21 protein-coding genes are annotated in these 18,537 nt (G+C 66.1%); 13 read left to right on the top strand and 8 right to left on the bottom strand.

Features of this window, described 5'->3' with window-relative positions; all coding sequences use genetic code 11:
• Positions 1-9: 9 nt before the first annotated feature.
• The 3 genes from ACF3NP_RS07420 to secA all read left to right on the top strand — a co-directional run bounded on the left by ACF3NP_RS07420 (position 10) and on the right by secA (position 4,510).
• A complete protein-coding gene (locus ACF3NP_RS07420; RefSeq protein ID WP_070476156.1) occupies positions 10-636 on the top strand; it encodes a ComF family protein in 627 nt (208 codons plus the stop codon).
• A gap of 442 nt (positions 637-1,078) precedes the next feature.
• A complete protein-coding gene (gene hpf, locus ACF3NP_RS07415) occupies positions 1,079-1,771 on the top strand; it encodes a ribosome hibernation-promoting factor, HPF/YfiA family (protein ID WP_392398585.1) in 693 nt (230 codons plus the stop codon).
• A gap of 180 nt (positions 1,772-1,951) precedes the next feature.
• Entirely contained in the window at positions 1,952-4,510 is a 2,559-nt protein-coding gene (gene secA / locus ACF3NP_RS07410; protein WP_269951500.1) for a preprotein translocase subunit SecA, read from the top strand.
• A 27-nt stretch (positions 4,511-4,537) separates the two neighbouring features.
• Here the strand turns inward: secA and ACF3NP_RS07405 are convergent, their stop codons facing one another.
• A complete protein-coding gene (locus ACF3NP_RS07405) occupies positions 4,538-4,975 on the bottom strand; it encodes a hypothetical protein (RefSeq protein WP_392398584.1) in 438 nt (145 codons plus the stop codon).
• 155 nt (positions 4,976-5,130) lie between these two features.
• On the opposite strand from ACF3NP_RS07405, the gene ACF3NP_RS07400 reads away from it, so the two are divergent.
• Together ACF3NP_RS07400 and ACF3NP_RS07395 are read left to right on the top strand one after the other, a co-directional pair.
• On the top strand, positions 5,131-5,544 hold the full coding sequence (locus tag ACF3NP_RS07400) for an HAD family hydrolase (protein WP_269508017.1): 414 nt from the start codon (positions 5,131-5,133) through the stop codon (positions 5,542-5,544).
• Complete coding sequence (locus ACF3NP_RS07395; RefSeq protein ID WP_070476171.1) at positions 5,544-6,047, top strand: DUF6912 family protein; 504 nt, start codon at positions 5,544-5,546, stop codon at positions 6,045-6,047. Before ACF3NP_RS07400 ends, ACF3NP_RS07395 begins: the two co-directional genes overlap by 1 nt.
• On the opposite strand, the gene rsgA is transcribed toward ACF3NP_RS07395, so the two are convergent.
• Complete coding sequence (gene rsgA, locus ACF3NP_RS07390; protein ID WP_392398583.1) at positions 6,021-7,046, bottom strand: ribosome small subunit-dependent GTPase A; 1,026 nt, start codon at positions 7,044-7,046, stop codon at positions 6,021-6,023. The two genes, ACF3NP_RS07395 and rsgA, sit on opposite strands and share 27 nt — an antisense overlap.
• Entirely contained in the window at positions 7,046-8,317 is a 1,272-nt protein-coding gene (gene aroA, locus ACF3NP_RS07385) for a 3-phosphoshikimate 1-carboxyvinyltransferase (protein ID WP_392398582.1), read from the bottom strand. The genes rsgA and aroA overlap by 1 nt, the downstream gene beginning before the upstream one ends.
• Positions 8,318-8,339: 22 nt before the next feature.
• Here aroA and ACF3NP_RS07380 point away from each other — a divergent pair, with 22 nt between their 5' ends.
• Positions 8,340-9,002: an SOS response-associated peptidase gene (locus ACF3NP_RS07380; RefSeq protein WP_392399142.1), complete on the top strand. Its 663-nt coding sequence runs from the start codon at positions 8,340-8,342 to the stop codon at positions 9,000-9,002.
• Positions 9,003-9,019: 17 nt separating this feature from the next.
• Here the strand turns inward: ACF3NP_RS07380 and ACF3NP_RS07375 are convergent, their stop codons facing one another.
• A complete protein-coding gene (locus ACF3NP_RS07375) occupies positions 9,020-9,484 on the bottom strand; it encodes an aminoacyl-tRNA deacylase (RefSeq protein ID WP_392398581.1) in 465 nt (154 codons plus the stop codon).
• A 45-nt stretch (positions 9,485-9,529) separates the two neighbouring features.
• Between ACF3NP_RS07375 and ACF3NP_RS07370 the strand changes: the two genes are divergently transcribed.
• From ACF3NP_RS07370 to ACF3NP_RS07360, 3 genes are all read left to right on the top strand, one after another.
• Positions 9,530-10,168 (top strand): sigma-70 family RNA polymerase sigma factor, encoded by a 639-nt coding sequence (locus tag ACF3NP_RS07370; RefSeq protein ID WP_181889959.1) that lies wholly within the window; start codon positions 9,530-9,532, stop codon positions 10,166-10,168.
• Entirely contained in the window at positions 10,168-10,446 is a 279-nt protein-coding gene (locus tag ACF3NP_RS07365; RefSeq protein WP_181889960.1) for a mycothiol system anti-sigma-R factor, read from the top strand. Before ACF3NP_RS07370 ends, ACF3NP_RS07365 begins: the two co-directional genes overlap by 1 nt.
• 535 nt (positions 10,447-10,981) lie before the next feature.
• Positions 10,982-12,322, top strand: a complete 1,341-nt coding sequence (locus ACF3NP_RS07360) for a zinc metalloprotease (RefSeq protein WP_392398580.1) — start codon at positions 10,982-10,984, stop codon at positions 12,320-12,322.
• 87 nt (positions 12,323-12,409) lie between these two features.
• On the opposite strand, the gene ACF3NP_RS07355 is transcribed toward ACF3NP_RS07360, so the two are convergent.
• On the bottom strand, positions 12,410-12,484 hold the full coding sequence (locus ACF3NP_RS07355; protein ID WP_095066802.1) for a 50S ribosomal protein bL37: 75 nt from the start codon (positions 12,482-12,484) through the stop codon (positions 12,410-12,412).
• 84 nt (positions 12,485-12,568) lie between these two features.
• A complete protein-coding gene (locus ACF3NP_RS07350; RefSeq protein WP_034997533.1) occupies positions 12,569-12,832 on the bottom strand; it encodes a WhiB family transcriptional regulator in 264 nt (87 codons plus the stop codon).
• A gap of 519 nt (positions 12,833-13,351) precedes the next feature.
• Between ACF3NP_RS07350 and ACF3NP_RS07345 the strand changes: the two genes are divergently transcribed.
• A complete protein-coding gene (locus tag ACF3NP_RS07345; protein ID WP_269951605.1) occupies positions 13,352-13,762 on the top strand; it encodes a hypothetical protein in 411 nt (136 codons plus the stop codon).
• A gap of 36 nt (positions 13,763-13,798) precedes the next feature.
• Here the strand turns inward: ACF3NP_RS07345 and ACF3NP_RS07340 are convergent, their stop codons facing one another.
• Both ACF3NP_RS07340 and ACF3NP_RS07335 read right to left on the bottom strand, forming a co-directional pair.
• A complete protein-coding gene (locus tag ACF3NP_RS07340; protein ID WP_392398579.1) occupies positions 13,799-15,010 on the bottom strand; it encodes an Rv3212 family protein in 1,212 nt (403 codons plus the stop codon).
• Entirely contained in the window at positions 15,007-16,266 is a 1,260-nt protein-coding gene (locus ACF3NP_RS07335) for a DEAD/DEAH box helicase (RefSeq protein WP_392399141.1), read from the bottom strand. Before ACF3NP_RS07335 ends, ACF3NP_RS07340 begins: the two co-directional genes overlap by 4 nt.
• A 102-nt stretch (positions 16,267-16,368) precedes the next feature.
• Between ACF3NP_RS07335 and ACF3NP_RS07330 the strand changes: the two genes are divergently transcribed.
• From ACF3NP_RS07330 to ACF3NP_RS07320, 3 genes are read left to right on the top strand one after another with little or no spacing between them, the layout of a single operon-like run.
• A complete protein-coding gene (locus ACF3NP_RS07330; RefSeq protein ID WP_181889964.1) occupies positions 16,369-16,593 on the top strand; it encodes a DUF3107 domain-containing protein in 225 nt (74 codons plus the stop codon).
• 11 nt (positions 16,594-16,604) lie between these two features.
• On the top strand, positions 16,605-17,786 hold the full coding sequence (locus tag ACF3NP_RS07325) for a DUF3152 domain-containing protein (RefSeq protein WP_392398578.1): 1,182 nt from the start codon (positions 16,605-16,607) through the stop codon (positions 17,784-17,786).
• 10 nt (positions 17,787-17,796) lie between these two features.
• Positions 17,797-18,528 carry a hypothetical protein gene (locus ACF3NP_RS07320; RefSeq protein WP_311389823.1) on the top strand — a complete coding sequence of 244 codons (732 nt, stop codon included), beginning with the start codon at positions 17,797-17,799 and terminating at the stop codon, positions 18,526-18,528.
• Positions 18,529-18,537 lie beyond the last annotated feature (9 nt).

The following is an 18,537-nucleotide window of genomic DNA, read 5'->3' as shown; positions in this document are numbered from 1 at the left end:
CTTTCCCGCATGGGGGAGATATTCGGTCAAGTCGGCGAGCTGCTGTTGCCGCGGAAATGCGCGGGCTGTCGCGCGCCGGGGCCGCTGCTGTGTCCCGCGTGCCGCGAAGGCTTGGCGACGCCACCGCAGCGGGTATTTCCCAACACCACCCCGCACGCGCCGGTGTTCGCGCTCGGACCGTACGCCGACCCGCACCGCGGGGTGATCCTGGCCATGAAGGAGCGCAATCACCTGGCTGTGCGCCGCCATGTCGGCGCGGTGCTCGCGGCCGCGCTGGAGTACCTGGAGGCGCGCGGCGAGATCCCTGCCGGGGCGGTGCTGGTGCCGGCGCCCACGCGCACCCGCTCCGCACGGGCGCGCGGCGGGGACCCGGTGGAACAGGTCTGCCGCGCCACCGGCAGGCGGGTGGCGCCGGTTCTCACGCTGGACCCGCGGACGGCGGACCAGTCCGGCCTGGACGAAGCCGGGCGGCGGGCCAACCTTTCGGGGCGCGTGCGCATTTCCGGCGTGCCCGCCGGCCGGGTCGTGCTTGTGGACGACGTGGTCACCACCGGCGCGACGCTGCAGGCCAGTGCCACTCTTTTGCTCTCGCGCGGGGCCGACGTCGCCGCGTGCGTGGCGCTGTGCGCGGCGTAGCGGCGGGGTCCCGGCGGGCTTGGCGGCGGATTCCCGGGGATTCCTGACAGATTACGGCGGCCGTTTGCGTCCACCTGGGGATTTAGGGCCAGCCTGACAGATTCAGCCGTGATGCGTCGGGGCGGGGAAATGTGTTCACTCGCTCCACCCCGTCCGAGTGAACACATCCCGATCCGCGGGCGAATTTGTTCACTTTGCCCAGGGCGGAAAATTCCCAAGCGGAATCTATTCACTAGCCGGTGAATCAATCTGGGGCCGGCGGATTCCTGACAGATTACGGCAGCCGTTTGCGCCGACCTGGGCCTCAAGCGCCAGCCTGACAGATTCCGCCGCGATGTGTCGGGGCAGGGTAGCGAGCTTTCGCCAAAACCGGCCGAATTGGTCATAACCAGTTGTATAGTGGTGGTGGACACAGTTCCTACTACCGCAAGGGAGGACGCAGATGACGTCTGCAGACCGTAACCCGATCCAAGAGACGCTGAGCCCGGATGCCCAGGTCACCATCACCGGGCGAAACGTCGAGGTCCCAGAGCATTTCCAGGAACGAGTGAACGGCAAGCTGGCCAAGATTGAAAAGCTTGACCCGACGCTGAAGTCGTTCCATGTGGAGCTGCAGCACGAGAAGAACCCGCGCCGCGAGGCGGAGGCGGAGCGCATCCAGATCACCGCCACCGGCTCCGGCCACCTGGCCCGCGCCGAGGCGAAGGAAGAGAACTTCTACGCCGCGCTCGAGGCCGCCGTGGACAAGCTGGAGCGCTCCCTGCGCAAGGTCAAGGCGCGCCGCAACATCGCCCTGTCTGGCCACCGCGCGCCGAAGGGCGCCGGGGTCCTCGCCGCGGCGATGGAGGCGGATGCCAAGGCGGAGCAGGAACGCGCCGCCCAGGAGGCCGGCAAGTACGACGTGGACCCGTACGCCGACCAGGTCGAGGACATCGTCCCGGGCCAGATCGTGCGCTCCAAGGTGCACCCCAACGCGCCGCGCAGCGTGGACGACGCGCTGAGCGAGATGGAACTGGTGGGCCACGACTTCTACCTCTTCATCAATGAGGAGACCAACCGCCCGGCAGTGGTCTACCGCCGCCACGCGTTCGACTACGGCTTGATCGAGCTCGCCCCGGAAGGGGACGCGGAGTAACCGCAGCTCAAGCTACTAAACCCCGCCCCGGCTCAGTTCTGTTTATGGTTCTGGGCTGGGGCGGGGTTCGTCGATAGGCAATTGTGCCTATGGGGTTGTCTATACCCAGGGAGGCGTGCGTACAATGGCCGGTTGTATCACCTTGGCCCTGTCAACCCATCAGTAAAGGACTTTGCACACGTGTTTGGACTGTCAAAGCTGCTCCGTGCCGGTGAGGGGCGCACCGTAAAGCGCCTTGCCAAGATCGCCGATCAGGTCATGGCGCTCGACGACGAGTACGCCGCGCTGACCGACGAGGAGCTCAAGGCCAAAACCGCCGAGTTCAAGGACAAGCTCGCAGACGGCGCGAGCCTGGACGACATTCTGCTCGACGCGTTCGCCACCGCCCGCGAAGCCTCCTGGCGCGTGCTGGGGCAGAAGCACTTCAAGGTGCAGATCATGGGCGGCGCCGCCCTGCACTTCGGCAACGTCGCCGAGATGAAAACCGGTGAAGGCAAGACCCTGACGTCGGTGCTGCCGGCGTACCTCAACGCCCTGTCCGGCAAGGGCGTGCACGTGGTCACCGTCAACGACTACCTGGCTAAGCGCGACGCCGAGATGATGGGCCGTGTCCACCACTTCCTGGGCCTGGAGGTGGGCGTGATCCTTTCCGAGATGCGTCCGGCTGAGCGTAAGAAGGCGTACGCGGCGGACATCACCTACGGCACCAACAACGAGCTCGGCTTCGACTACCTGCGCGACAACATGACGCGCTCCGTCGACGACATTGTCCAGCGCGGCCACAACTACGCCATCGTGGATGAGGTGGACTCCATCCTTATCGACGAGGCACGTACCCCGCTGATCATCTCCGGCCCGGTGGACGGCTCCAGCCAGTTCTACACCGTGTTCGCGCAGCTCGCGCCGCGTATGCGCGAGGGAATCCACTACGAGGTGGACCAGCGCAAGCGCACCGTGGGCATCTCCGAGGAGGGCGTGGAGTTCGTCGAGGACCAGCTGGGCATTGACAACCTGTACGCCCCGGAGCACTCGCAGCTGGTCAGCTACCTCAACAACGCCATCAAGGCGAAGGAGCTGTTCGAGCGCGACAAGGACTACATCATCCGCCAGGGCGAGGTGATGATCGTGGACGGCTTCACCGGCCGCGTGCTGGCGGGCCGCCGCTACAACGAGGGCATGCACCAGGCCATTGAGGCCAAGGAGCAGGTGGAGATCAAAAACGAGAACCAGACCCTGGCCACGGTGACCCTGCAGAACTACTTCCGCCTCTACGAGAAGCTGTCCGGCATGACCGGTACCGCCGAGACTGAGGCGGCGGAGCTGCACCAGATTTACAAGATGGACGTTGTCCAGATCCCGCCGAACCGCCCGAATCAGCGCACGGACCGCGACGACTTGATCTACAAGACCCAGGAAGCGAAGTTCGCGGCCGTGGCGGAGGACATCGCGGAGCACGCGGCCAAGGGCCAGCCGGTGCTGGTGGGCACCACCTCGGTGGAGCGCTCCGAGTACCTGTCGCAGCTGCTCACCCGCAAGGGCGTGCAGCACAACGTGCTCAACGCGAAGTACCACGAGGAGGAGGGCCGCATCATCGCCGAGGCTGGCCTGCCGGGCAAGGTGACCGTGTCCACCAACATGGCTGGCCGCGGCACCGACATCGTGCTCGGCGGCAACCCGGAGATTCTCCTGGACGCGAAGCTGCAGGCGCAGGGCCTGGACCCGCTGGAGGATTCGGAGCGCTACCAGGAGGCGTGGGACGAGCAGCTCCCGGCCGCCAAAGAGCGTTCGCAGCAGCTTGGCGACGAGGTGCGCGAGGCCGGCGGCCTGTACGTCATCGGCACCGAGCGCCACGAGTCGCGCCGCATTGACAACCAGCTGCGCGGCCGCTCCGGCCGCCAGGGCGACCCGGGCGAGTCCCGCTTCTACCTGTCCATGCGCGACGAGCTCATGGTGCGCTTTGTGGGCCAGTCCATGGAGAACATGATGAACCGCCTCAACGTGCCGGACGATGTGCCGATTGAGGCGAAGATGGTCTCCAACGCGATTAAGGGCGCGCAGTCCCAGGTGGAGAACCAGAACTTCGAGATGCGCAAGAACGTGCTGAAGTACGACGAGGTGCTCAACGAGCAGCGCAAGGTGGTCTACCGCGAGCGCCAGGAGATCCTGGCCTCGAAGGACATTGCCGGTCAGGTGCGCCGCATGATCGATTCCACCATCGGCGCGTACGTCGACGGCGCGACCGCCGATGGCTACGTGGAGGACTGGGACCTCGAAGGCCTGTGGAACGCGCTGGATTCCCTGTACGGCCCGACGGTCAGCGCGCAGGAGCTCATCGACGGCGACGAGTACGGCCGCGCCGGCGAGCTCACCTCGGAGCAGCTGCGCCAGGCGCTTCTCGACGACGCGAACGCCCAGTACGACAAGCTGGAGGAAAACGTGGCGTCGATTGGCGGCGAGGAGCAGATGCGCAACTTGGAGCGCATGGTGATCCTGCCGATCATCGACACGAAGTGGCGCGAGCACCTCTACGAGATGGACTACCTCAAGGAGGGCATCGGCCTGCGCGCGATGGCGCAGCGCGACCCGCTGGTGGAGTACCAGAAGGAGGGCGGCGACATGTTCAACGCGATGAACGAGGCCGTCCAGGAGGAGACCGTGCGCCAGCTGTTCACCATGCGCAAGCAGTTTGAGACGCAGGACGCTGAGCAGGCTGAGGCGGGCGGCTCGACCGTCGTCTAGCAAATTGCTTGTCGACGAGCTGCCGCCTCAAAGCACCTTGAAGGAGACCAGCTTGCCGTCGCAGATTTTCGCGGCGTAGGCCCTCCTGGTGCCGTCTTGAGTTTCGACGGTGCCGAAGAATTCACCGCCCTCGCGGGCGTGGCAGGTAACCACCTGGAGCCTGTCCGCCGCGGGGGCGGTGCTTGTTGGTGCGTTTGTTAGCGCCGCCGCGTGCTGCCGGGCGCGGATGTGGGCGCGCACCGCCGGCGCGAAGCGCCACGCCATCATGGACGTGGCGCGGTGTTTGCTCAGCGCGGCGTTGAGCGCTTCCGCCACGACCGGTTCGACCTCGGCGGCAGTGTTCGGCGGCGGAGCCGCGGACCCGGAGTTGCGCGCTTGGATGAGCCGGCCGAGCACGGCTGGGCTCCGGTTCAGCTGCGGCACGAGCACTTGCACGTGCCGGTGCCCTGGGGCGGTGTAGTACATGGCGGGTGTCCTCCCTCAACTGAGCGGGAATGCGTGGTGGAGGGGGACGGGCGTGGTGCGGGGTAGGTAGTATTGTCCACGTTCGCAGCCGCCCGTGTAAAGGGTGTGCTCACTACAGTAGGCATCCGCGACGCAACCAACGAAAGAGGGAACCCTTGCAGGGCTTGATCATCGATTACGCAGGAGTGCTGGACACCGGTGCAGAGGACGAGCAGCGCTGGAAGACCCTCATTCAGGCGGTGAAGGCGAAGGACATTTCCGTGGGCATCCTCTCCAACGAGGAGGGCGACGGCGAGATGGCGGAGAAGATCCGCGAGTGGGAGTTCGGCGGCGTGGTCGACGCTGTGGTGCTCTCCGGCGAGATCGGGGCGGAAAAGCCGGAGCGCGCCGCGTTCCAGGCCGCGGCCGACGCGATCGGGGTGGACCTGAACGATTGCGTGATGATCGACGACGACATCATGAACGTCCGCGCCGCTGTCGAATACAACATGATCGGCATCCTGCACACGGCGATCGACCGCACTGCGGTGGAGATCCAGTCCCTGTTCGACGTCGAGGGCGAGTTCTAGTGCGCGTCTACATCCCCGCGACCTTCGGCATGCTCGCGGCGCTGGAGGACAACCGCCTGATCCACGCCCGCAACGGCTGGGCGTTCGCCGCCACCGAGGCGCTGCACGAGTTTTTCACCTCCGGCGACCAGGAGGAAATCGAGGCCGTGGCGTTCGACGACGCGGCGATGGCGTCCATCCGCCTTTTGGCCATCGGCGACGAGGAGCGCCACCCGCACCGCCGCGTGGTGGTCTCCGCGGACGTGCCGGATTCTCAGGCCACCCCGGATCCGGAAATGGGCGAGTCCGTGGTGAAGCTGTCCGCGCCGGTGAACCTCGAGGACATCGCCGCGATCCACGTGGACATCGCGGAGGTCGAGGAGGCCACCGCGAAGGCCATCGAGGTCATCGACGCCGCCGACCTGGGCGACGAGGACGCGGAGCTTGCCGTGGGCGACGCCCAGGACAACTACATGGCGTTCTACGACCCGAGCGAGCTACCGGTGCTCGTCGAGCTGCTTTAGCTCCCACTCGTTGTTGGAGTGCAGGGCCGCCAAAAGGCCCCGCACCGCCGCAGCCCGGCGGCCGACGGGGGAGTCCGGGTCCAGCTCGTCCCAGGCGCATTCCGGATCCGCCGGGGGACCCAAGTGCGTGCAGCCGCGGGGGCAGCGCTGCGCCGCCTCTTCCAAGTCCGGGAACACATCCACGATTTCCTGGGGGGAGACGTGCGCCAGGCCGAAGGAGCGGATGCCGGGGGTGTCGATGATCCAGCCGCCGCCGGGGACCTCCAGTGCCACGGACTGGGTGGAGGTGTGCCGGCCCTTGCCTACGCCGGAAACCTCGCCGGTTTCGCGGTCCGCGTCCGGCACGATGCGGTTGACCAAGGTGGACTTGCCCACGCCGGAGTGGCCGATAAGGGCGGAGACGTGCCCGTCGATAAGCTTTAGCAGCTGCTCCACGCCGTCCTCGACGCCGGTGCGCAACACCTCCACACCCATGGCCTCGAGCTCGCGCTCGAAGTCGGAGGGGTCCGCGAGGTCGGTCTTGGTCACGCACACCACAGGGGTCACGCCGCCGACGAAGGCGGCGATCAGGGCGCGCTCGACAAAGCCGGTGCGCGGCGGCGGATCCGCGGCCGCGACCACGATGAGCATCAGCTGCGCGTTGGCGACGATGATGCGCTCATACGGGTCCGTGTCGTCCGCGGTGCGGCGCAGCACCGAGGTGCGCTCCTCGCGTTTGACGATGCGGGCGAGGGTGTCTTTCGCGCCCGAGGTGTCGCCGACGACACCGACGCGGTCGCCCACCTCGATGGACGTGCGCTTCAGCTCGCGGGCGCGGGTGCACTGCAGGCGGGTGCCGGCATCATCGAGCACCACACCCCAGCGGCCGCGGTCCTTGGCCACGACGAGGCCGAACTCGGCGTCGTCGTGCGTGGGGCGGTTCTTCGAGCGCGGGCGCGAGCCCTTGCCGGGGCGCACGCGCACGTCGGACTCGTCGTAATCGGCGAAGCTGCGGCCCATTACTGCGCCACCACCTCCGCCCACATGTCGGCGAACCCGGGCAGCGTCTTGGCGGTGGTCTCGATGTTTTCCACCTCGACACCGCCCACCACCAGGCCGATGATCGCGCCGGCGGTGGCCATGCGGTGGTCGTCGTAGGTGTGCCAGGCCCCGCCTCGCATCCGGGTTGGGGTGATGCGCAGGCCGTTGCCGAGCTCCTCGCAGTTGCCGCCCAGTCCGTTGATTTCTCGTGAGAGCGCGGCCAGCCGGTCGGTTTCGTGGCCGCGCAGGTGGGCGATGCCGGTCAGCTCGCTCGGGGTGGTGGCGCAGGCGGCGATGGCGGCGACGGTGGGGGCGAGCTCGCCGATGTCGCTCATGTCGATGCGGATGCCGCGCAGGTTGCCGGCCTCCGGGCCGCGTACGCGCAGGGTGTGGCCGGCGCCGGCGGCCTCCAACTCCACCTCGCAGCCCATGCGCTCCAGGATGGACTGCATGGTCGCGCCCGGCTGGGTGGTGGTCACCGGCCAGTTCGGGATGCGCACCTCGCCGCCGGTGACCGCCGCGGCGGCCAGAAACGGCGCGGCGTTGGACAGGTCCGGCTCGACCTCCCAGTACGCGCCGCGGATCAGCTGCGGCTCCACGGACCAGGAGTTAGCGGTGGCCTGCACCTTCACGCCCGCGTCTTGCAGCATTGCCACCGTCATCTCGATGTGCGGCATCGACGGCAGGGTGCCTCCGGTGTGGCGGATCTGCACGCCGCGCTCGAACCGGGGCGCGGCGAGCAGCAGGCCAGAGACGAACTGGGAGGAGCCGGACGCGTCGATCTCCACCGGGCCGCCCTCGGCGCGGCCAGTGCCGTGGACGGTAAACGGCAGCGCGTCGCCCGCCACGGACACCCCCAAGGCGCGCAACGCGTCCAGGATGGTGGACATGGGGCGTTTACGGGCGTGGGCGTCGCCGTCGAAAAGCACGGGCCCATCCGCGAACGCCGCGACGGGCGGCACGAACCGCATCACGGTGCCCGCCAGCCCGCAGTCGACCTCGGCGGAGCGCAGCTTGCCCGGGGACACGCGGATGGTCTCGCCGTCGCGCTCGATGGCGGTGCCCATGGCGCGCAGCGCATCTTCCATTAGGTCGGTGTCGCGCGAGCGCAGCGCGCCGACGATCGTGGACGGGCCGGACGCGAGCGCCGACAAAATGTAGGCGCGGTTGGTCATGGATTTGGACCCGGGCACCTGTTGCGTGTGGGTGATCGGGCTGGGGTGAAACGGCGCAGGCCACATTTCGGTCATGGAAGTCATGATAATGGAGGGCATGTGCGGACGATTCGTTCTTTTCACGTCAGGCGACGACCTTGTGCAGGAGGTGGCGGGCCTTCCCGGCATCGCGGAAGTTGAGGCCCCGGACGGCACCCCGCCGCCGCGCTACAACATCGCGCCCACCCAGCAGGTGCCGCTGATCAGGGTTGCGGAAAGCAGCGCGCGTATCGACGCCGCGCGGTGGGGCCTGCTGCCCACCTGGAAGAAGGACGAGACCGGCCCGCCGCTGTTCAACGCCCGGGGCGAGACGGTGGCCGAGAAGCCGTCCTTCCGCAGCGCGTTCAAGGCGCGGCGCGGGCTGATGGTGCTGGACGGCTACTACGAGTGGAAGCAGACGGAAAGCGGCAAGCAGCCGTACTTCGTGCGCCCGAAAGACGGCATGCTCTACGCCGCCGCGCTGTGGGAGACGGGGCTGGACCGCCTCTCCACCACCATGGTCACCACCGAGGCCACGGAGAACATGGCGTGGCTGCATCACCGCCTGCCGTTGTTTTTGCGCGAAGACGAGATCCGCACCTGGGTCGACGGCACCCCGGAGGAAGCCCTGGAGCTGGTGCACCCTTCCCGCGTGGCGGAGTCCTTGGTGTGGAACGAGGCGGCCCAGGAAGTGGGCAACACCAGAAACGACTACGCCGAGCTGATGGGCGACGCCCGCTAAGGCCGCGGGCGCCGAAGCTACGGAGCACTGATTGGCGCGAACTCCGCCCTGGTCAGCTCCGCCAAGTCGCGCGGTGCGAGGCGGGCGGACAGGCCGCGCTGGCCGGCGGAGACGGTGACGGCGGGCAGGTCGGCCACGGAGGCGTCGATAAGCGTTGCAAGCTTGTGCATCGTGCCAAGCGGAGAGATGCCGCCGACGACGTAGCCGGTAGCGCGCTGCGCTTTGGCCGGATCTGCCATCTCCGCGCGCTTCCAGCCGAGCGCTTTCGCCGCGGCCTTTAAGGAAAGGTGCCCGGCCACCGGCACGCAGCAGATGGCAAGATCGCGCTCGTGGGCGACGACCAACGTCTTTAACACCGCGGCCGGATCCAAACCGAGCTCGGCCGCAGAATGCTCGCCGAAGTGGTCTTGGCTGGGGGAGTAGGTGAGCACCTCGTGGTCGGTGCATTTCAGTGCCGTCAATGCGCGGGTCTTCTCGGCCATGGCCACAGGGTAGCGCGCGCAGAAGGTGGCCCTACAATGGCTCACATGCCCGAAACCGAGCCAGACGCAGGCGTGAGCGATGACCTGAAGGCGCGCTTCAACGAGGAAGCGATGCCGCTTTTGGACCAGCTGTACGGCGGCGCGCTGCGCATGACGCGCAACCCGCAGGACGCCGAGGACCTGGTGCAGGAGACCTATTTAAAGGCCTACAAAAACTTCGGCAGTTTCACCCCCGGCACCAACCTCAAGGCGTGGCTGTACCGGATTATGACGAACACGTACATCAACTCCTACCGCAAGAAGCAGCGCCGCCCGCTGGAAACCTCCGCGGACGAGGTGACGGACAACCAGCTTTACACCTCCAGCTCGCACGACTCCACAGGCCTGGAGTCCGCGGAGGTGGAGGCGCTGAAAGCCATGCCGAACTCGCGGATCTCGGAGGCGCTCAACGCGTTGAACGAGGACTACCGCATGGTGGTCTACTACGCGGATGTGGAGGGGATGGCCTACAAGGAGATCGCGGATGTGATGGACATTCCCATCGGCACCGTGATGAGCCGGCTGCACCGGGGAAGAAAACAGCTCCGCGGGATGTTGAAGGACGTGGCGAAGGAACGCGGCATCGGCCTCGATCACGCTGACATGGCGGATGCCGCCGGCAAACAGGACGCGAAGGAGAAGTAATGTCCACCGGACACACCCACACCGACGCTCACGGCTGCGACGCCACCCACCGTTTGTTGTGCGAGCTGTTCGATGCCGACACTGCGCCTGAGCGCCGCGAGGAAATCAAGAACGACCTGGCGTCCTGCCCGGAGTGCCTGGCCGTCGCCCAGTCTGAGCGCGACGTCCGCGCGATGGTGCGCGAGTGCTGCGGCCCCGCGAAGGCCCCGGAGCCGTTGCGCCAGCGCATCATCGCCTCCATTACTACGGTGAGCTACACCGAAGTCCGCTATAGATAAGGCCTCTGTTTCTCGCCCGCAGCCTGTAGGTTGCGGGCTTTTTGCTTTGCGACGGCCCCTTGCCGCCGCAGCGGGGGTAAAAAACGGGGGTAGTGGGGGTTTCCGGATTGATGAACAATCCGCGGATCTTTGAACAATCCAGGGGTTTTGCTACACCCCTGAGGGGAAACCCGGGGAAAATAAGAGTGTATGAGTTGTGTATGCAATCCAAACATGCAGGTAGGCGCAAAATTGCCGGGATCCATGCTGGAAAACACCTTAAGGTGCATAACATGCGGTGATAGTGGATTGTTGAACCATCTACGACCATTGCCGGATTGATCGTTGAACAATACTGACGAAACCCCGGACCGCGCCCCCGGATTGATGAACAATCCGCAGCTAGGAACGGGTGGAAACGTTGAACAATCCGGAAAGAATGTTCAACGATTTAGGGTATTTTTCAGCCTGGCGGCGAGCGGTTTACCTGCGCATATTCGGTGCATAAACTCGGGGATGTCACAAAGAGAAAAACGCACACCAAGGAGTCACCGAGATGCGAGCAGCATTCCGAAACACCATCGCCGCAGCAGTTGCCGCCGCCATCGCGGTTTCCGGCGTAAACGTCGCACACGCCCAGCAGGACGTTGAGCTCGCACCGGTGCTGACCAACACCGCCACCCTCGTTGACTCCGACGGCGACGGCCTGCCCGACATCTGGGAAGAACAAGGCGTCGTTTTAGCAGACGGCACAGAAATCCCCCTGCCGGACTGGGGAGCCGACCCCAACCGCCCGGATGTCTTCCTCCAGCTGAACTGGATGGCCTCCGAATACGACACCCTCGGCTGCGACACGTCTGCTGCCCGCGAGTGCGCCAACGCCAACCGCACCTCCTACGCCCCGTCGACGCAGGGCCTGGACGATTTAGTGGACCTGTTTGCTGACCACGGCATTAGCCTGCACATCGACGCCGGCGAGCACTACACCAACATCCCTAACTACTCCGACGTCCACGGCGGCGAGACGCTGGAGTACCGCGATTTCTACTTTGACCCGAGCGAGTTTGAGGCGTTCCAGCTCATCGACACCATCAACAACCTTGGTGACCGCGCAAACATCTTCCGCCCCGGTGTGCTGGGCGACCGGATGCGCGCCGGCTCCAACGCCACGGGCCTGTCGCTGGTGGGCGATAACTCCTTCTACGTGGCCAACCCAGGCGGAATGGCAAACGCTGAGCAGGTGCGCAACACCATCCTCCACGAGTTCGGCCACACCCTGGGTCTGCGCCACTGGGGCGCACAAGAGTTCGTCCGCGACATCGTGGAAGGTTCCCCGATGCAGGCCGGCTACCAGTCGGTGATGAACTACGACCACCAGTTTGACTACTTCAACTACTCCGAGCAGGGCTACTTCGCCGACACCCCGGCAGGCAAGGTCCTCGTCCCCGCCGACTGGGACTCCCTGGTACTCGACAACCCGCGTATCGGCGCCTACGCCGAGTCCATCGGCGCCCGCGTTGACATCGCCGACAAGGCTGAGGTCGAGGAGATCGAGCAGCCGGAGGAGGTCGTCGAGGTTGAGAAGCCGGAGCCTGTCGAGGTTGCCGACGTGCACGAGATGGTCGAGCTGGTCCCGGCCGAGGAAATCGCCGACGAGCCGGCTGCCGAGGCCGAGGCTCAGCCGGGTGTCGTCCCCGCCAAGGCGGAGCAGCCGGTGAAGGACGATCCGAAGGTCGAAGCGAAAGCCGAGGCCAAGGTCAAGGTTGAGGTCAAGCCCGCCAAGGCTGAGGCTCCCAAGCAGGCTGACAGCCAGGTCAACGTCGCGGCCATCATCGGCGGTGTCGTCGCAGCCCTAGCAGCCCTGGGCATCGGCGCAGCATTCCTCGCAATGCGCTAAGAGTAAGGCTGGCCGGTAGGTAGAAACCAACAAGCGGGCCCTTCCCGAAATGGGAAGGGCCCGCTTGCTACTTCGTTTTACCGCGCTTTAAGAGTTGGGGCGCTTACCGCGGTTCGCGCTCTTCTTACGACGGTCCTTGCGCTTGCGACCACGCTTGCTCATGGGGGCCTCCTTTGAATATGGGTACCGGTTACAGATGTTCCACTGTATAGCCCTGCACTGCTGGCAAGGTAATCCGGCGGAGTTTTACGCCGACAGGCGTGCGCGGTTGCGGGCGCGGGCCTTGTTGCGGCGCTTGAGCGCGCGGCGCTCCTCCTCGGACAGGCCGCCCCAGACGCCGGCGTCCTGGCCGGTCTCCAGTGCCCACTTCAGGCACTGGGAGGTGACGGGGCAGCGGTGGCAGACCAGCTTGGCCTGCGCGATCTGGCTCAGGGCCGGGCCGGAGTTACCGACGGGGAAGAACAGTTCCGGGTCCTCGTCGCGGCAAATAGCTTCGTGGCGCCAATCCATGATGGTGACTCTCCTTTAAATGGTGTGGGTTGAATCCATGTGCAATTACGTGCGCACCACAAACACCCGCATTTGGCGGATGCGTTGCAAACGAAGTTTGATTCCTAGTGCCGGGCGGAGTGTCCCGTTGGATGCGGGACCCGTCTTCCGGTTTACCGGGCGTTAACCCTGTGGTGGCTTAGGGTTAAGGGCTGTGTAACCAGCCCGTTGTTTTTGCTACCCGGAAATAATGGCATGTTCACCTACACCGCGCTAGGGGTGTGCGCCAAATTGTGACGGGAATCATAGAATCTAACACTGCTTTCGTCGGCCGGGGTTGGATGCGGGGTGCGTCCGGAGGGCGTCGACAAGCAATGTGACCTGCAGAAAGGCTAGCACCCTTCGAGATAGGCTACCGTCAAATCGCGCAACGCAAATGGGAGCGCAAGCCGGTGGGGCCTAGACTGCTGTGATGTGGAAACCAACAACAACCCCGCCCCGAATAGGTCCGAAGTTGCGCATGGAACCGTGCCCGCAGTGATGCGTTTCAGTGCAGTCGTCGTGCTGGTGCAGTGCGCCGCGATGTTCATCTACGCGGCCTCTTTGATCGTCTCCCAGTTCACCGAGCACACCTCGACACTCGAGTCGCAGTCCCCGGCCGCGAACTACGTCAACATCGGCACCGCGACGTTCCTTGCGATCATCTTCGGCTACATCGCCTACGCCGCGGTGAGCACGCTGAAAGGCAACCCCCGCGCCACCGGCGCGATCGTGCTGGTGGAAGCGATACTGGCGGGCGTGGCCGTGTACATGTTCCGCGGCGGCGTGCCGCTGCTGGGCGCGGCGACGCTGGCGTCCGCGGTGCTCGCGCTCATCGGCATCTTCCACCCGGCCACACGCGAGTACAACGAGGCGCGCTACGCGCAACGCAAAGCGCGGCGCACCCAGTAGAGCGCCGCGCTAGGGGGAGGGGGTAAGGCCGTTTGTTTAGGTGTTGGCCTTCATCACCACAACTTCGTCGCCGCGCTTTTCCACGACGGTGGCGCCGGCAGACGAGATGTGCACCGGACCGCTGTAGCCGCCGCGGTCGACTGGGATGATCTTGTCCACAGCGTTTTTATCCCAATCCACCACGGCAATGCCGCTGTCGGAGGCGTAGAGCAGCTTTTCACCGGCGGAAAAGCCCGTGCCCAGCGCGCCCTGGAACACACCGGTGACGGCGAGCGCCGCGGGCTCCATCAGCAGCAGGGAGTTGTTCTCCCAGTACGTCATGTGGTGTGGTAGGTCAGCCACAGGCAGATTCTTCACAATGCCGTCTGGGCCAAGCTCGGGGCTGTCCATCTGCGGCACTGACGAGGAGCTGATGTTGGTGCCCTCCTTGTCGTAACCGCGGACCTCGGAGGTCGTCGGGTCGTAGACCGCAGCGGCATCCTGCGAGATGGACACCAAGTACGCGTCCGGGCTGATCTCGATGTTGGCCACAACCTCCGGCTTGCGCGAATCCTCCGGCGTGGCCTCCTGCAGGCGCAAGTACGCGCCGTCGTCGCAGATCTCCGTGACAGCGACCAGCTCCGTGCGGGTCAACGCAGAGGTGATGGTGCACTCGTTGGGCTGCATGTCCGGCTCCTGCTTCGCCTCCACATAGCCGTATTCCACGGTGCGCACCAGGTCGGAGCGCCACACCTCGGCGCGTTCGGAGCTGGCGTAGCCCACCCGGTCGTTGGAGGCCAGGCGCACGACGTTATCCGGCGCGATAGCCGAGCGGGTGCCCGCGTACTTGCCGGTCCTCGCGTCAATGGCAACCACGTCGCCGCAGCCCGCGTTGTCGCGGTAGGTGGCCACAACCTTGCCCCAGGCCTGGTCCACCAGGCACAGCTCGTTGGGACGCTCGTACGTCCACGCCGTCTCACCCTCCGGGGTAGTGGCGGTGAGCGTGTGGTCGTTGTACGTGATCACCATGCCGCTGGCCACCAGCGGCTGGTCGCGGCCGGACGTGTCCGGCAGGGAAAAGCCTTCGCTGAAAGACTTCGGCACCACGGCGAGTTGCCCGTAGTCCTGGTGTTCTTCCTGGGCAGAATCCAGGTGCGCGTCGCGCGCGGGGGCGGTGAAAAAGGCGGTGCCCAGCAGCAGCGCTGAGACACCTGCGATCACTCCGGTAGCGATCAGGTCGCCGCGGGTGCGACGCAGGGGAGAATTCATCGCCGTTTCCTTCCTGAGGCTCGTGCTGGGCGTGCCCCGAGCACTTTACGCGGGCGTCCCACTCGTGCTGTAGCTGAGTCCGGGATATCCAAGGTCTCGTGCAGCTCCGGCGAGGTGGAGAACCACTCCGGCAGCTCGCGGGCACCCAGCGACAGCTCGTCGTTAATCGCTTCCCACTTGCGCACCTCGTCGTAGCCCACCAGCGTGACAGCGGTGCCGTTCTTGCCGGCGCGGCCGGTGCGGCCGATGCGGTGCACGTACGTCATCGGGTCATCCGGAGTTTGGAAGTTGATCACGTGGGTGACGTCTTCGACGTCGATGCCGCGGGCGGCGACGTCGGTGGCGACGAGGATGTCGGCCGAGCTGCGTCGAAAAGCATCGAGCGCCGCCTCGCGCGCACGCTGGCCAAGATCGCCGTGGACCGCGGCGACGGTAAAGCCGCGCTGCGCGAGGTCTTCCGCAAGCTCCGCGGCGGAGCGCTTCGTGCGGGCGAAGATGATGGTGCGCCCGCGGCCGCGGGCCTGGAGGATGCGCGCGACCACTTCGGGCTTGTCCATGCGGTGGGACTTCAGCGCCACCTGGCGGGTGGTGTCGTGGGTGCGCGGGGCGTCGGCGGACTCGGCGCGGATGTGCACCGGAGTGTTCATCTTCGCGCGCGCAAGCGAAAGAATCGGACCCGGCATGGTGGCGGAAAACAGCATCGTCTGCGCGTCATCGCGCACCGCCGCCCAAAGTTTCTCAATGTCGGGCAAGAAGCCCATGTCCAGCATCTCGTCCGCCTCGTCGAGCACCAGAATCGCCACGGTGGATAGTGTGAGGTCGCCGCGCTCGTGCAGGTCAATCAGGCGCCCGGGCGTGCCGACGATCACGTCCACGCCCGCTTCCAGCGCCGCAATCTGGTCCTCGTACGGGCGGCCGCCGTAAATCGTGGTCACGCGCACCGGCGTCTCGGAGGCGGCGTAGGCGAGGTCGTCGCCGACCTGCACGGCGAGCTCGCGGGTGGGCACAATCACCAGCGCGCGCGGGGTGCCGTCGAGCTCGTCGATGTCGGCGTCGTCAAACACGCGGTCTAAGAGCGGGACGCCGAAGCCGAACGTCTTGCCCATGCCGGTGCGGGCCTGGCCGATGATGTCCCGGCCCGCCAGCGCGCGGGGCAGTGTGAGCTCCTGGATGGAAAAGGGGCGCACGATGCCGCGCTGCGCCAGCGCATCGGTGATTTCGGCGGCGACGCCCAGCTGAGCAAACGTCGGCGGCAGCGATTTCCCGCCAGCCGGGGCGCCAGTTGAGGCGCGGTTGTGTTCACTCTCAGCTGAATAGGGCACGCGTTTATCTTAACTACAGGCCGTTACAATGGCGCCATGGATATCAAGATCGGTCTTGCAGACAGCCCCCGCGAACTGACGATCAAGCTGCCGGAGGGCCAAGACGACATCATCTCCACCGTGGAGCAGGCCATTGACGGCGGCCAGGCCACCCTAAAGGTGGAGGACGACAAGGGCCGCGTGTACCTCATCCGCACCGACCGCATCGTCTACGTGGAGCAGGGTACTGCCGCAGCCCGATCCGTCGGGTTCATGCGCTAAATTACGCATTTATGGCACAACGGCACGGCGCACATGAGCGGGACGCCCGCGGCGGTGGCCCCATCGGGGGCGGCCACGAGGCGCACCGCCGTTCCAGCGACGCTGAATTCGGCACCCGTGACAGTGACGATGATTTCGGCGACTGGTTCGATAGCTGGGATCTCGAATCCGAAGATTCGGAGCCCGCGCGCCCGCGCCGTCGCAGTGACGAAAAGCGCACGCGCAAAAGCGCCAAGCTTCACGGTGCCTCATGGGGGCCCAAAACCTCCTCGAAGCACGCCGAGGCTGGTGATGGCAAGCTCGCCGCGTTTGCGCACGAGTACGGGTGGCGCGCCTACGCCATCCCCGTGCTGGCTGTGATCACAGTCTTCGTGCTGATCAACATGGTGCAAAACCCGGAGGACCTGGCCGTTGGTTCCACCGCTTCCTCTGCTGATGAGGAGGAATCCGCAGCGTCTTCGCCCGCGCAGCGCGAGGAAGACCCGGACGGCGGTGTGGAGCCGTTGGAGCCGGCGAAGATCGCCGAAGGCGAGTTTGATCCGCACAACTTGCCGCCGGGCGGGCCGTACACCACCACCGGAGCCGGCACCTTCTACGAAGTGGGTGCTCCAGGCATGACCGCAGGCGAAGGTTCCGAGCTGGTGGTGCGCTTCGCCGTGGAGGTCGAGCACGGCATCGACACCTCGGGCTACGGCGGGGATGAGGCGTTTGCGCACATGGTTGACGCGACGTTGAGCGATCCGCGCGGTTGGATCAACGACCCGCGCTTCCGCTTCGAGCACGTCAGCGTCAACGACAACCCGTCGCTGAAAATCCGTCTGACATCGCTGGACACCACCGCGGAGCTGTGCGGCGTGCAGATCGGCACCGAGACCAGCTGCCGCACCCGCATCACGGGCGAGGACACGGTGCTGCTCAACGAGTCGCGCTGGGTGCGAGGCGCCGTGCCGTTCCAGGGTGATCTGGGCAGCTACCGCCAGTACCTGATCAACCACGAGGTGGGCCACGCCGTGGGCTTTGCGGAGCACGTGCCGTGCCCGGAGCCGAACGCGCTGGCGCCGATCATGATGCAGCAGACCTTAAGCCTGAACAATGCGCAGCTGCGGGAGATGAGCCCGGAGGACAATTACCCGGACAATCCGGACACCTGCCGGCCGAACCCGTGGCCCTACCCGCGCCCCGCGGCGCTGTAGGAGGCTGTAGGTGGCAGAGCAAACGGCACAGCAGATCCCCGGGCATGTGTTGTCGGCGTTCCAGCTCGACGGCCGCGCGGGCATCCCTTTAGGCCCGGAGTGGGACAACGGCGTGCGCTTCGGCCGGGTGGTGGTCTCCGAGGCCAGCGACACTGCGGCCTGGTCCGGCAAGGCCCGCGATCATGCCGGCGAGTTCGGGGCGGGCATCGCGGTGTCGCGCCCGGTGCGCGCCACTGACGGCCGCTTGGTCGTCGGTGGCTTCAAGGCCAGCGAGTTTGTTGAGGGCCAGGTGCGCGCGCGTATCGACGAGGCCGTGTCCGCCGCCCTGCGCTACGACGAGGCGATGGCCGGGGTCGAGGCGCCGGCGGCGGACCGCGGCGACGCGTTCGCTACGGCAGAGCGCGCGGTGTGGCGCGACTACACGCCGCAGCCAGACGACGTTGTGGCGCACATGGATTTTGCGTCCTGCCTGCTCTTTTCCGGGGATATGGTGCCGACGTTGACGGACCTTGTGCCGTCTTCAGGCAAACGCCCCCGCGGCTTTACCGCGGCGCTGGTGATTGTGGACGGGCTGTTGGCGAAGGCCTGCGATGCTGCCGTGCTGGACCGGTGGGCGCACGTGCCGGGGCTGCGGGGGCTGGCGCGGCGCGCGCTGGAGTACCGCCTGGCCTGCGCGAGAGCTGCAGGTTCGGACATACGTTCGATAGCTGAGGGGGTTGGTCGGGCGCTCGTGTCGGAGTGAGTGACACAA

This window comes from Corynebacterium lehmanniae (genome assembly GCF_043161975.1).
Taxonomy (GTDB): Bacteria; Actinomycetota; Actinomycetes; order Mycobacteriales; family Mycobacteriaceae; genus Corynebacterium; species Corynebacterium lehmanniae.
Note: the sequence above shows the minus strand (reverse complement) of the source record. Positions and strands in the feature narration are given on the sequence as shown.

What these genes read in the sequence shown, in the direction of transcription:
- ACF3NP_RS07370 (WP_181889959.1), top strand. Translation starts at nt 9,530, where the DNA reads ATGCCCGAAACCGAGCCAGACGCAGGCGTGAGCGATGACCTGAAGGCG.
- ACF3NP_RS07340 (WP_392398579.1), bottom strand. Translation starts at nt 15,010, where the DNA reads ATGAATTCTCCCCTGCGTCGCACCCGCGGCGACCTGATCGCTACCGGA.
- ACF3NP_RS07330 (WP_181889964.1), top strand. Translation starts at nt 16,369, where the DNA reads ATGGATATCAAGATCGGTCTTGCAGACAGCCCCCGCGAACTGACGATC.
- ACF3NP_RS07360 (WP_392398580.1), top strand. Translation starts at nt 10,982, where the DNA reads ATGCGAGCAGCATTCCGAAACACCATCGCCGCAGCAGTTGCCGCCGCC.
- ACF3NP_RS07380 (WP_392399142.1), top strand. Translation starts at nt 8,340, where the DNA reads ATGTGCGGACGATTCGTTCTTTTCACGTCAGGCGACGACCTTGTGCAG.
- ACF3NP_RS07325 (WP_392398578.1), top strand. Translation starts at nt 16,605, where the DNA reads ATGGCACAACGGCACGGCGCACATGAGCGGGACGCCCGCGGCGGTGGC.
- hpf (WP_392398585.1), top strand. Translation starts at nt 1,079, where the DNA reads ATGACGTCTGCAGACCGTAACCCGATCCAAGAGACGCTGAGCCCGGAT.
- ACF3NP_RS07405 (WP_392398584.1), bottom strand. Translation starts at nt 4,975, where the DNA reads ATGTACTACACCGCCCCAGGGCACCGGCACGTGCAAGTGCTCGTGCCG.
- ACF3NP_RS07420 (WP_070476156.1), top strand. Translation starts at nt 10, where the DNA reads ATGGGGGAGATATTCGGTCAAGTCGGCGAGCTGCTGTTGCCGCGGAAA.
- ACF3NP_RS07375 (WP_392398581.1), bottom strand. Translation starts at nt 9,484, where the DNA reads ATGGCCGAGAAGACCCGCGCATTGACGGCACTGAAATGCACCGACCAC.
- rsgA (WP_392398583.1), bottom strand. Translation starts at nt 7,046, where the DNA reads ATGGGCCGCAGCTTCGCCGATTACGACGAGTCCGACGTGCGCGTGCGC.
- ACF3NP_RS07345 (WP_269951605.1), top strand. Translation starts at nt 13,352, where the DNA reads ATGCGTTTCAGTGCAGTCGTCGTGCTGGTGCAGTGCGCCGCGATGTTC.
- aroA (WP_392398582.1), bottom strand. Translation starts at nt 8,317, where the DNA reads ATGACCGAAATGTGGCCTGCGCCGTTTCACCCCAGCCCGATCACCCAC.
- ACF3NP_RS07350 (WP_034997533.1), bottom strand. Translation starts at nt 12,832, where the DNA reads ATGGATTGGCGCCACGAAGCTATTTGCCGCGACGAGGACCCGGAACTG.
- ACF3NP_RS07365 (WP_181889960.1), top strand. Translation starts at nt 10,168, where the DNA reads ATGTCCACCGGACACACCCACACCGACGCTCACGGCTGCGACGCCACC.